Annotated in this window: 10 protein-coding genes; 2 read left to right on the plus strand and 8 right to left on the minus strand. The window is 47.7% G+C overall.

Going from position 1 to position 12,884, the window contains the following annotated elements; translation table 11 throughout:
- Window positions 1–42: 42 nt before the first annotated feature.
- Window positions 43–402 carry a helix-turn-helix domain-containing protein gene (locus tag AC2JF6_RS00500; RefSeq protein ID WP_500728784.1) on the minus strand — a complete coding sequence of 120 codons (360 nt, stop codon included), beginning with the start codon at window positions 400–402 and terminating at the stop codon, window positions 43–45.
- A 1,644-nt stretch (window positions 403–2,046) separates the two neighbouring features.
- Between AC2JF6_RS00500 and xerS the strand changes: the two genes are divergently transcribed.
- Entirely contained in the window at window positions 2,047–3,138 is a 1,092-nt protein-coding gene (gene xerS, locus AC2JF6_RS00505; RefSeq protein ID WP_500728785.1) for a tyrosine recombinase XerS, read from the plus strand.
- An 84-nt stretch (window positions 3,139–3,222) separates the two neighbouring features.
- Here xerS and AC2JF6_RS00510 read toward each other — a convergent pair whose 3' ends face one another.
- The 3 genes from AC2JF6_RS00510 to AC2JF6_RS00520 all read right to left on the minus strand — a co-directional run bounded on the left by AC2JF6_RS00510 (window position 3,223) and on the right by AC2JF6_RS00520 (window position 5,268).
- Window positions 3,223–3,858: an NUDIX hydrolase gene (locus AC2JF6_RS00510; protein ID WP_500728786.1), complete on the minus strand. Its 636-nt coding sequence runs from the start codon at window positions 3,856–3,858 to the stop codon at window positions 3,223–3,225.
- Window positions 3,859–3,885: 27 nt separating this feature from the next.
- Window positions 3,886–4,779 (minus strand): DegV family protein, encoded by an 894-nt coding sequence (locus tag AC2JF6_RS00515; protein WP_500728787.1) that lies wholly within the window; start codon window positions 4,777–4,779, stop codon window positions 3,886–3,888.
- A gap of 75 nt (window positions 4,780–4,854) precedes the next feature.
- Window positions 4,855–5,268 carry a MarR family winged helix-turn-helix transcriptional regulator gene (locus AC2JF6_RS00520; RefSeq protein ID WP_500728788.1) on the minus strand — a complete coding sequence of 138 codons (414 nt, stop codon included), beginning with the start codon at window positions 5,266–5,268 and terminating at the stop codon, window positions 4,855–4,857.
- 264 nt (window positions 5,269–5,532) lie between these two features.
- Here AC2JF6_RS00520 and AC2JF6_RS00525 point away from each other — a divergent pair, with 264 nt between their 5' ends.
- Window positions 5,533–7,221, plus strand: coding sequence for an Rqc2 family fibronectin-binding protein (locus AC2JF6_RS00525; RefSeq protein ID WP_500728789.1), 1,689 nt, complete (start codon window positions 5,533–5,535; stop codon window positions 7,219–7,221).
- Between the two features lie 50 nt (window positions 7,222–7,271).
- Here AC2JF6_RS00525 and carB read toward each other — a convergent pair whose 3' ends face one another.
- From carB to lspA, 4 genes are read right to left on the minus strand one after another with little or no spacing between them, the layout of a single operon-like run.
- Window positions 7,272–10,451, minus strand: coding sequence for a carbamoyl-phosphate synthase large subunit (gene carB / locus AC2JF6_RS00530; RefSeq protein WP_500728790.1), 3,180 nt, complete (start codon window positions 10,449–10,451; stop codon window positions 7,272–7,274).
- A gap of 3 nt (window positions 10,452–10,454) precedes the next feature.
- Window positions 10,455–11,510, minus strand: a complete 1,056-nt coding sequence (locus AC2JF6_RS00535; RefSeq protein ID WP_500728791.1) for a carbamoyl phosphate synthase small subunit — start codon at window positions 11,508–11,510, stop codon at window positions 10,455–10,457.
- A 4-nt stretch (window positions 11,511–11,514) separates the two neighbouring features.
- On the minus strand, window positions 11,515–12,423 hold the full coding sequence (locus AC2JF6_RS00540; RefSeq protein WP_500728792.1) for an RluA family pseudouridine synthase: 909 nt from the start codon (window positions 12,421–12,423) through the stop codon (window positions 11,515–11,517).
- Complete coding sequence (gene lspA, locus AC2JF6_RS00545; protein ID WP_500728793.1) at window positions 12,413–12,880, minus strand: signal peptidase II; 468 nt, start codon at window positions 12,878–12,880, stop codon at window positions 12,413–12,415. The genes AC2JF6_RS00540 and lspA overlap by 11 nt, the downstream gene beginning before the upstream one ends.
- Window positions 12,881–12,884: the final 4 nt, after the last annotated feature.

The following is a 12,884-nucleotide window of genomic DNA, read 5'->3' on the forward strand; positions in this document are numbered from 1 at the left end:
AAAACGAGGTAGCTAACTAAGCTTCCTCGTTTTTTGTTGAAATTAGTCTTTATTGATTTCCTTGGTCAGTATAATGAAAGATTTGCAGACGCGCTCGGCCTTTTCGGCAGGCATCTTTCTTAATTCATTAACAACCTTCTTAATGAATACAGGCGTATTATCCTGGTGACCCTCAACCTTGACTTCCTTGAAGCGGTATGCGTTCATGATAATATCTGGCGTAGTAGTGTTAAGGGCCCTTGCAATCGAGTCAAGCTTTTGAATACTGATGTTCTGATTTTTTGTCCGCTCAAGACGCGAAATAAAGTTCACGGACAAGTCACTCAGTTCAGCAAGATCCTCCTGGGTCAGCTTTTGCTCACGACGACGACGGCATATTTCTTTTCCTAAATTTATACTCATGGAATAAATTCAACCTTTCTAAAAATAACCTTAACCCTATAAACTGACGGAAACAGTCATAGTGTCAAATAATAAAAATAGCGTATAAAACAATTAATTTCAACTAAAACTTAAAAGAAAGACAGAAATCGGAAGAATTGTTTTAAATATATACCCCATGGATAGTATTGTAAGCTAAATACACAAAAAATTAAATAAAAATGCACTAAAAAAATAAGACTAAAATAAAAATATAAAAATTGGCAAATATTATTTTGAGCGGTGTAAGTACCTGTTATGATTGCTAATACAAAGCAGACCTACAAAACTATTAATAAAATATTACCAATATATAAATTTAGGTTAAAAAATACACTTATTTAAATTATTGCTGAAATTAATTTAAGCATTCAATTAATAAATCATTTTCATTTGATTAGCTAAAGTTAATAAATGATTTAATTGTGGGCTCAATTAGCCGAATTCTCTTGAGAGCACCAAAGACAAAAGAATACTTGCCAGGCGATTAATAAATTATAGCTAGCTGTGCAATCTTTTCATTGCGCGCCAGCGGAAAGGGATAGGATAGGCGGTAGTGACAAGCATTCCTCAATAACTTCGTATAATATATATTATGTAAAGTTAAGCTGTAACCAATCGTATTGCTGCCGCGGCAAGGCATGGGTTGCCAGTGAACAATCCACGTTAAGCAGCAATCCGGTTCAGCGTAAACACGCACAGTTTTGCTCTTCCTATTGCATTTTATTGCATTGGACCGGTCCCAGGTGCGGGTAGTTATATGCCCATCCGCGGTTAAATTCACGCCAGATGACACTGCCAGGCACTAAATACAGTTCATCACAATAACTGGACACGGACAGCTGACGTGGACTTTTTGGCGGCGTTAAATTATTTTTAGGTGTAAAGGTGTCCCATGGTCGCATCTAACACGCCAACCGGATTTGCAGCATGCGTTGGCGGGATTCATCAACACATAACACATCAAAGTTATGTCGCCAGCAGCCAATTGCACGCTAAGTCGTGTGGCTGGGACAGGCACAGGCAGAAAGCACAAGCAGCTGAATTTGATCTGGCAACTAAAGAAATTCTGACTAGAAATCGGCTGTATTGCGCACGGCCGATTATAATTTTATAACGGGTGCTCAACCAGGTTTAAGTCTTTTTCTATCATTAAAACTATAATTTTAATGATAGGTAAATGTAAGGCCCTGCATGGATTTGCGAGCTTTCTTGCCGTGATTTCATGCTTGGGTTTATCGTTTAACTTTTAAATTTTTTGCCGTAATTTTAATAATTCATAATCTTATCAATTCATGTCGATGCTAGTCCCAATAATTCTGTATGCTGGCAGAGCTCATGTGTCCAAATTTGGGAGCAGCAATTGTGCTTGGAGCAAAAGCAAACTTGGTCGCTGTGCCATTGTTCGCTATTCAGCAGCCATAACCGGCATGCCTGCCGCTCGCTTGGCTTCACTGCTTATAAAATTTATTTTAACTTACGCCAAATGCTGCTGCTTTAGACCGCGGGTGACTGGTCCCCCTCTTCGTCCCCTCCTGCTCTTTTATAAAGCAAATCCAAACATACATTCTATTTTTACTTTATAATTAATAAGACAGCAACATTGCAATTAGGAGAATGATAAACATGGAAACCAAAAAGTACCTTGATCTTATTGAAGAAGAATTGCGCAAAATGCCGGATTTTGTTAAGGAATACAACTTCGGGTCTAACCTTTCCCTCACCACCTCCTACCAGTACCTGACTGAAATAAGGCGCTTTTTTGACTGGCTGCGCCAGGAGTCGATTTCCCCTGCCCCAGATAACAAGCACATCGAGACAGCAACGCTGGCCAACCTGCACCGCAACGATATTATGCTCTATATCAACTACCTGGGTCACGTCAAGAACCAGCAGGGCCACCTCAACGCGCCAACGACAATCAACCGCTCGATCAACGCACTGCGTTCGCTCTTCAAGTTTTTGACCATCACAGCCGACAACAATGAGGGTCAGCCCTACTTTGAACGGAACGTGATGCTGAAGATTGATTCGCTTAACAATACGAAGACGCTCAACTACCGTGCGCACATCCTCGAATCGCACATGTATGTTGGAAAACTGAAGTACCAGTTCTTGGACTTTATTACCAATGATTATGAAAAAAGCTGCAACAAACATGCCCTGCCGGCGTTTAGGGTCAACAAGGAGCGTGACCTGGCAATCGTTGCACTGATTCTCGGGACGGGCATCCGGGTTTCTGAATGCGCCGGGGTCAACGTGGCCGACCTTAACTTGAAAAAGGCGCTGCTTGACGTGACCCGCAAGGGCGGACAGCGTGACAGCGTGCCGATTGCTGAATGGACGCTGGATTACATTCGGGACTACCAAAAAGTCCGCAGGCAGCGCTATGCGGCTTCTAAAAAAGAAACGGCCTTTTTTCTCACTAGGTGGCACGACCAGACCAAACGAATGACCACCAACGCAATCGAAAAAATGGTTAACAAGTATTCCGCTGCCTTCGGTCATCCGCTCACGCCCCATAAGCTGCGGCACACGCTTGCCTCTGAGCTCTACAGCGTGACCAAGGACCAGGTGCTGGTTGCGCAGCAGCTCGGTCAAAAAGGCACTTCAGCAACCGATCTCTACACGCACGTTGACCAGAGCAAGCAGCGTGCGGCCTTGAACGAAATTGCGGCAAGTGACGGCGATGATGCAGCAAACCTAAAAAGCAAATAAAAAACACTGGCTTTTGATGTAAACCCCAAGATTAAACAAATTTTGAGGCCATATCATTCGCCGGTGTTTTTATTTACAATTCTTTCAGTCAAACCTGGTCTGCCAGTTAGGATCGTTACTGGCATCAAAGCACATCCTAATTTCCTCTTTGCTGTTTCGTTGAAGGGAAAGCGGGGGTAAGTGGTCATAATCGAAGTAGCAGCACGCGCTGGTTTCGCTGTTTTGGCCAAAAGTGCCACCCAAATCGCTGCACAAAAAGAAAATATTGCAGACGTTGATTGCCCGTGTAACCCTATTTTCGTTGTGAATATTAGTGTTGTGATTGCATATTGCAACCACGCGGTCTACCGCAATATCATGGCCGGATTCTTCGCGGGCTTCCTTAACGCAATTATCCTTGACAGACACGTTGGGCTCGCACCAGCCGCCGGGCAACGACCACCGCTCATCCGTCGTTTCGCGGACCAGTAGAATCTTCTGGTCTCTAAAAATCGCGGCTCTGGTTCCTAACTTGGGCGTCTGGTAGCCGTCTTCGCTGCTAAAAAGGTGCCTGACCTGCTTTAGTGGCAAGCCCGTCTTTAATGTCATCATTTCCGTTGCAATTGCCCTAATACGGGCATAGCGCTCCCGGTCGAAGCGATCATGGCCATACTCAAGTCCGTTTTGCGCCAGACTTTGCAATTCAACTGCCCAGTTAGTAAGGCGATCCTGTTCTTTCATTAATATCCTCCCTAACCCTTTTACGTACTAAAAGCCCTTGCCGTTTTGGGTCAGGTCAATCTTGTCGATGTCAATCATCCAGCCAATGGCCAGCGCTTTTTCGCCTAAGTGTGTGGCAATTACGGGGCTGAATTGCGTGAGCGAAATATTCTGCTCCGGGAAATTTTCCTGCAGAAAGGCCTTGGCCTCTTCAACCTGGCTGCTGTCATTGGAATCAATGATGAACAGCTTTATCTTATCCTTGTACGGGAGCACAGTGATTTTATCAAGGGTGAGACTCTTGATTTTGGTGAAGGCCCGTTTCATCGACCGAATTTTGTCGAACGCAACGATATTGCCGTCTTTGAACGTCAGGAGCGGCTTAATGTTCAGCATGGAACCGATAAAGGCGCTTGCATTGCTCAAACGGCCGCCGCGACTCAAGTTTTTGAGGTCATTGACAACAAAGATTTCATCGATTGTCGACCTGATTTGTTCGAGGCGTTTAAGTATATCGTCCAGCGCAACCCCATTCTCAATCATCCGGGCAGCGGCTAGCACCAAATTCCCCTGCAAGCGGACGGTCATCTGCGTGTCGATCGGGTGCAGGTTGTACTTAGGCGTATTCTGGGCGATATTGCATAAGGTCTGGTAGAAGCCGGAGATTCCGCTCGATAGGGTAATTGCGATGATGGCTTCGTACCCTTCATCGTGCAGCCCATCAAAAAGATGAATCAGATCGCCCATGCTCGGCTGCGAGGTTTTGGGAAAAGCCGCCCCCTGCCGTTGTATCTCAAAAAGCCGCTCGGAAGTAATGTTAACGCCCTCTAAGTATTCCTTGTTTCCGATGATGATTGGAATCGGCACAACAATAATGTTATTATCCGCTGCCTCTTGTTCGCTTATAACGCTAGTACTATCCGTAACTAATGCAATTTTCATCTAATTAACCTTTCGCTTGTACGTGCAATATAGGGAAAATTATAGCATAAAAAAACAAGCGATTCGACTACTTGCTTAAATTGAGTTTTCCTCTTTGATTTTTTGAATTAGTTTATCAAATACACGGTTAAAGCCGCCGATCTCCTGCTGGGAAAAGTCACCCATCATTTTTTCTTCGATGGCTGCAAGAACCAGTCTCAATTCTGCTGCCTTCATAAGACCCTCGGGGCTTAGTGCAACCGACTTGCTCGAATCGGTTGCAGAACGGGTGACGCAGATGAGGCTGCGCGTCTTTTTCTGCTGGAGCTGTCTGCTTAACGTTGACAACGATATCTTCAAGTCACCGGCTAGGTTGCCCATTTTGAGGGCGGTGTTTTTGGTCTGATAAAAGTAAAGCAGAATCCGCGTTTGGGACATGTTAAGTCCACACCTGCGGGCAATTTCCTTTTTGATATTTTCTGCAACTAGGTTAAAAGATAAAATATTCATTTTGCTACCTTTTCTCGCTTTGGCGTGAAACAATCGCTTGCGCCAATACCTTGATTATTAATTTTTGCTTATGAAAAATTGCATCAATAACCATTAATCTATATTATCAGTATAACAGCTTTAACCGGTTGTTTGTCAATAAAATCTTGCTTAATTAATATATGAATAATGGTACTCTTTTTTAAGGTCACAGGGGCAAGAGTCTCCTTATACTTATTGCCTAATAATTGCTATAATAGAAGTTATTAGTTGAGGTGATTATTTATGGCATTTGATGGATTATTCATTCATAGCCTTTTAAACAGTATTAAACCAATTGTAGTAGACGGACGTCTTGCTAAAATTTACCAGCCCTTCGAGTATGACTTAGTGTTGACGTTTAGAAAGGAACGCAAGAACTACCAGCTGCTTATTTCTGCTAATCCGCAGTCGCCCAAGTTATACATAACCAAGCAGGCAATCAGCAATCCAGACAAGGCTCCGACCTTCGTCATGGTGCTGCGCAAGTACCTCGAGGGGGCGGTCTTACAGTCAATCAGGCAAGTTGGCGTCGACCGAATCGTCAACTTTTACTTTAAAACCCGCAACGAGTTGGGGGATCAGGTCCAACTGGTGCTGTCCGTAGAGTTAATGGGCCGGCACAGCAACGTTATCCTTTATGATAAAACCAGCGGCCACATCATTGATTTGCTCAAGCGAATCAATCCGGAGGAAAACCGCGTGCGGCTTCTCCTGCCTAAGGCCAAGTATGAGCTTCCCCCCCTTACGCCGGGAATCAACGGCTTTGAATTGAGCCAAACAGAATTTGACCAGCGGCGGCGTTCTAATAGTCCGGGTGAATTTGCACGCGCAGTGAACGGCCTTGACCGCGACGACCGCGACGAGCTGTTGGGCTACTTAAAAGACGATTATTCTTACGCCTCGTTTAAGACTTTTATGGGTCAGTTTAACAAGGACGGTGCCTTTGTTTTAAGAACGCCTGATAACAAACGCAAGATTTTCCCCTACCTGCCCTACCACCTCGACTTGGTCAAGGAAAGTGCCGACCCCAACATCAACCATGCACTGGAACAGTTTTACCTCGAACAGTCAAATAGCGCTTGGGTAAAGCAAAAGGCGGGTTTAATCGAGCGTGTGGTCAAGAACGAACAAAAGAAGCTGTCCCGCAAGGTGGTCAAGCTTCAAAAACAGCTCGTTCAGGCAGAAAATTCGGAAAGCTATCGTGTCTGCGGCGAATTAATCAACGCCAACCTGGCGCAGATTAAGCCGGGGATGACGGAAGTGAAGCTGCCCAATTATTACGAGGACAACAAGCTGATGACAATCAAGCTCGATTCAGCCCTGTCCCCCGCCCGCAACGGACAAAAGTATTTCACCAAGTACAAAAAGCTGCGCGATTCGATCAAGCACGTCAAGGAGCAGATTGAACTTGCTAAGACCTCCCTGGACTACTTTGATTCAATCCAGACGGCGATTGATAACGCGGATCCCCAGGACATTGACCAAATTAATGATGAGTTGGTCAATCAGGGCTATCTTGGGCGGCCGCAAAAGCAAAAGCGCCGCAAGAAAATTACGGAACGAAATCTCAACAAGTTCCGCTTATCCACGGGCAAAATCGTCCTGGTTGGCAAAAATAATTATCAAAATGATTGGCTGACGCTGAAAAAGGCCAATAAAACCGATATGTGGTTTCACGTCAAGAACATACCCGGTTCACACGTAATCCTGCAAGACCCCCAGCCAACGCCGGCAGAGATTGCTGAAGCAGCCGAAATCGCGGCCTATTTTTCCAAGGCCAGGAATTCCGCGCACGTGCAGGTCGATTACATCCAAGCCAAACGGGTCAAAAAGCCGGGCGGCGCCAAGCCGGGCTTCGTGATATATACCGGGCAAAACTCGATTGAAGTTACGCCAGAAAAGGAACGTGTTCTGAACAAAAAAGTAGAATAAAAAGAGGATGCACTTCAACGTGCATCCTCTTTTTTTGCAGAAATTAAATTTTAAACCGGCTGGGTTGTCAGCGAAAGTGATTCCAAAACCGCCAAGATCAGTTCCGTTGTTTCAACGCTGGAAAAGACCGGCACGTGAATGCTCAGGGCCTCGTCCCTGATTCGAATCGCATCGCCACTCGCCGTATCAGACAGGTCGGTAATGTTGATGACCATGACAACCTTGCGCTGGCGAATTTTTTCGAGCAGGTTGCTGGAACCGCTGTGGACCTTGGTTACTACACCCGTTGTAATCCCCGCTTCCGCCAGAACGTTGGCTGTTCCTTCCGTTGCAACAATCTTAAATCCCAGCCGGTAGAAGCGCTGGGCCAGTTCCGTAGCCCTTTTTTTGTCTTTGTCACGAACAGAAATAAAGATTGTTCCGTAGCTGGGGATCAAAAGGCCGCTTGCCTCGTATCCCTTGTACAGCGCCTTGGTCAGTTCGGTGTCGCGACCCATAACGGAGCCGGAGGACTTCATCTTCGAGTCAAAGGTATTGTCGCTGTTGTAATTGACGTAGGAAAAGACCGGCATCTTGACGTAAATAAAGCCGCTGGAATGCCACAACCCGGTCTTATAACCGAGACTAGCCAGGTTGTTGCCCATCAAGACTTCCGTGGCACACCTTGTGATGTCCTTGTCCAGCGCCTTGGACAGAAATGCAACGTTGTGCCCCGCGTAGGGCTTGATCTGGAGCAGGTAAATATTCTTGTTGACGGTTAAAAAGTGTAGCGTAAAAATTCCCCGCATTTGAACCCGTTTGATCAATGCGACCGCGTACTCGGTGAGGAGCTTCTTGCCCGCCTTAGAAAGGTTCTGCGGCTTAAAAACGGCGATCGAATCCGACGCGTGGGAGCCGGTCTGTTCTAGGTGTTCGATAATTCCGGGAAGTGCCACGTCCTTGCCATCGGAAATCGCCGTAATTTCATACTTGTTGCCCTCGATAAAGTGTGACAAGGAAACTTTTGATAATTGATTTTCCTCAAGGTACTTCTCTAAAGCGGGCTTATCATAAACAACGGCTGACTTCTGCTTGACCCCCTGGTTGTTGAAGCCGCCAACCAAAATGGGAAAGCCGTGCTGGGTGATAAAGTCCTGGAGTTCCTTTTGGTCGACAGTCGTCAGGAGGGGATTTTGCTTGAGCGCCTTGAGCGGCGACGATAACACCTGGTCAATCTTGTCCTTGGCGTTGACGCCCTGGTTACCGAAGACGTTGAGCCCGTTTTCGATCAGCTTCTTGCTCAGTGCATTGACCTCCTTGCCTGAAAACTGCACTAAAACGTCCCTTATTCCCTCTTTTGCGGCAATATCAAGGATATTCTCAAGCGTGATGGGCTCAAAGTATACCTTGTCGGCACGGCGGTAGCTGGTGGCAACAGATTCATCATTATTGGACAGCAGCACAGTGGCATAATTATTATTATGTAAAGTATCCAGTGCGTGGCTAATCATATAGTCAAATTCATTGGTTACAGATACCTGGAGCGGCAGCATGCCGATGACCAGGACCTTTTTGCTATTGGCGGCCAGTCCGACAGATTCGTCCTGGACGCCAAACGCGGAGTAATAAGCGTGCACCTGCGGCTGAACCGTGCCCGCCGAGCCGTCAATTTGCAGGTAAGCCGGCTTAAGGTGGGCTTTTTCAAGCTGCTTCTTCAATGCCACCATATTTATTTTGGTCATGCCTGAAATCAGCTGGTTGCTAAAGCCGCGTGCCTTGGCTTCCGCGAGCAGGCCATCGTCGGCCTCGCCTTCACTCAGCCGCGTGCCAATCTTGACGATGTGCTCAAGCTTTTGGTAGTACACCGGATTGATGTTGATTAGCCGCTGCAGTTCGTGGTAGTCAAACCCAGCGGAAATTGCAGCCAAAAGTCTGACCAGGTGCAACTCGTCGGGGTGCAGAAGGTCCGCAGCGATTTCCGCTTTTTCCTTGACCTCTTCATTCCTAAAGGCGGTCAATCCCATCTTAATGTTCACCGTTGAGCTGATGCCCTTTAAGAAGGCGGCCTCGAAGTTGCGTCCCACTCCGATTGCTTCGCCGCTTGCCTGTACCCTGCTGCTTAAGTCGTAGTGGTTGCTGCCGGACTGAATCAATGACCAAAATGGCATCCTGATTGCAACCTTGTCAAAGGTTGGTTCGATCGCGGCCGATAGGCCCGACATCGGATCCTTGATCTCGTTTAGCCCGTACCCCACGGCCACCTTGCTGACAATATAGCCCGCACTGTAGAGGCCAATTCGCTGCGCCCAGATTGCGCTCCTGGTCAGGCGCGGCTGAATAGTTAAGATTTTTACCGCAAACTTCGTTCCCTGGTGCTTGACTGCGAAGTGAATATTTAGGATGCCCACTATTTTGAGACTGGCAGCAATTTTTTGGGCAACTTCACGAATCATCTGCACCTGATCGTTGTTCAGCGTTAAGGCCGGAAGCACGGCCGCGGAATCACCGGAATTAACGGCAACGGATTCAATCGTGTCCGCCAGGTTGGTAAGGACAACGTTGCCGTTATTATCACGGATAACATTGACAATAACTTCGCCCCAAGCGGACAAGTCTTCGGTCAAGTGGTAGCGCGTGGGAACAAAGTCTTCGCTCTGCCGTTCCTTTTTGATGTAGTCGACCACGTCTTGGGCGTGATCGAAGACCTGCTGCTCGTTATGCAGGTAGCGTCTCTCCTTGATCACAAGAACAGGAAAAGCGACTTGCGCAGTCAGCTGCTCTTTTAGGTTTGCCGGCGCGAAGTCGGACAGATTCCAGTAGCGATTGATGTTAATGTCGTTTTGCTCCAAAAAAGCGGTCATTTTCTGGTGCGTGTTAATCATGAGCGTCTGCTCGTTTAGGGTTAAAAGACGAATGCCCATCTGCTGCAGAATGCCATCGCGCACTAGTTCGCGGGTGACCTTCAGCCCCATGGTTGACCCGTAGGCCGGAATAATCGCATTGGGTTCCTCCATGCGGATTATTCGCTTGAGAAAGTCAAGCGTCATGGGTTCCAGGTAAACGGTCACTCCCGGCTGCTTGTCGGTTGAAATAGTTGCCGGATTGGGGTTGACCAGGATGACTTGAATATCTTCTTCAAGGAGGGCCTTGATCGCGTCCACGGTTAGTACATCAGTTTCAGAGACGTTGCCGATGAGGGTCGGTCCCGAACCGATGAGCAGCACTTTATCCAAATCTTTTTCTAAGGGCATTTTTTACACCATCATCTTTATAAAATCATCAAAAATACTGAGGGCATCGAGGCTGCCAGGAGCCCCCTCGGCGTTAAACGCCGTCGCAATCAGCTTGTTTTTCTTGTTGCTGAAGCCGGCGAGGAGCTCGCTATGCATGTCGTAATAAGCCCGCTCCATTTCCAGGTGGACGCTATTGGGCAGCACCAGGCGGTCAATATTCATCGCCACCTGCCATATTTGGTTTGAATTCTGTTCAATCACCGGGTAGTTGGTGCCGTTAAAGGCTGCAGGCAGGCCCACCAGTTCGAGGTGCAGGTAATCACTGAGTGCCAGGAAGCCCAGACCAATCCCCCAGATGGGGTACTGCTTGTAAAAGGCATCCAAAATAGGCTTAAGGTCATCCCTGACTTCCTCGACTTTTCCGGGACCGCCGGAGATAATTATGCCTTCTGGCCGCAGGTTCTTGATATCGGGAACGGCGACGTTATATGGCAGCACAGTCGCATTAATCTTTCTTAGCGACAATTCGCGCAGCATCGAATGCTTGAGTCCCAGGTCAATGATTGCGACGGTCTTGCCCACGTTGGGGGCAGCGTAGGCATTTTTGGTGGAAACGGCCGCCGACTTGTTTTTGGGCAAGACGAGCGCCCTGATCTGGTCAAAGGCGTGTTCATCGTTTGTATCCATGATTGACGCCTTGATCACCCTGTTTTCGGTCAAGCAGTGGACCAGCGCACGCGTGTCAACATTATATATTGCCGGAATCTTTTTTTCCTGCAGGAAGGAGTCCAGGTCCTGAAAACTGTTGCTGTCCGAAATGTTTCTGGCCACATCGTTGGCAATTATCCCCTTGACCGTCGGGGTTATGCTCTCATAATCGATTGCATTAATTCCGTTGCCCCCAATCATCGGGGTGGTAAAGACAAGAATCTTGCCCGCGTTGGTCGGGTCGGTCAATGCCTCCTGGTAGCCAAAGTTGCCCGTTTGGACCGCCAATTCGCCCGTCGAAATAATCGAGGAGCCGAGCCCCTCACCGGCATAGGAGCTGCCGTCTTCAAGAATCAAATATCGTTTCATTTCTTCACTTTTTTCCCCTTAATTCGGCTAGCCGCTGCGCAAAAATGGCGGGTGGAGCAACCTTGAATTCATACCACTCGCCGGTACGCGGCTGGGTGAAGCCCAGGACCTGGGCGTGCAAAAACTGCCCGTTGCCCCTGAGGGTGCGGTGGGGCCCGTACAACGGGTCGCCCGCAACGGGATGACCGATATAGGCCAGATGAACCCTGATTTGGTGCGTGCGGCCGGTTTCCAGCTGGCAGCGAATCAAGCTATAGCCGGCAAATTGCTCCAGCACCGTGAAGTGGGTGACCGCCTCCTTGCCATTTTCAACCACCGCCATTTTCTTGCGGTTATGGTGATCGCGACCAATCGGAGCATCAACCACGCCCGACTCTTCGCTGAAATTGCCGTGCACGATTGCCAGGTACTGCCTCTTGTTTCTTTTGTGCGCCAGCTGCGACTCCAGGCTAACCCGTGCCTGTGCATTTTTGGCAACCATTAATAAGCCCGAAGTATCCTTATCAATCCGGTGGACTATTCCAGGGCGAAAGCCCTCGGGACTTTCCGCGAGACTTTTCGTATGGTAGAGCAGTGCGTTGACGAGGGTGTGGTCCGGGTGCCCCGCAGCCGGATGAACGACCATGCCCTGGGGCTTATTGACTACGAGGACATCATCGTCTTCGTACACAATATCAAGCGGGATGTCTTCCGGAACCACGGCCAGGGGCTTAAGCGCGGGCACAGTAACAAAAACGTGATCGTCCTTTTGCACCTTGTACGAAACCTTCGTGCTCTGACCGTTTACCAGAATATTCTGCTCCTTGACCAGTTCCTTAATGCGTGTGCGCGATAGTGAACTGACCAGGGCGGTCAGCACCTTGTCCAGCCTGCCCTCTTCGTCATTAATGATAAATTCGTATTTAGTGGCCATCTGTTTCTTTACCCTCGTCAAATAAAAGCAGGTACACAAAGACAAGGACAATGCCCACGCTGATGGCTGCATCCGCTATGTTGAAAATATTGAAACGGACAAAGTCGACCTGAACCATGTCAATGACATACTTAAGGTGGATGCGGTCGATCAAGTTGCCGATAATTCCACCCAAAACAAGGGACAGGCCAAAGTTGAACAGCCTGCTCCTGTATTTTTTATTAAATAAGTAATAGAGGCACGCAAAAATGGCCACTGCACTGATAATGTAGAAGAACCACATCTGCCCCGTGAGTATGTTCCAGGCCGCCCCGTCATTTTGCACATACGTAAACGAAAAAACGTGCGGGATAACCTGGTGTACTTCGCCCAGGCTGTAGTTGTGCGCAATGAAATTCTTCAGCGCTTGGTCTGCGGTTACAACTGCCAGGGAAATAATTAAGTATAAAATCTGCATAGTA

The organism is Lactobacillus sp. XV13L (assembly GCF_059900875.1).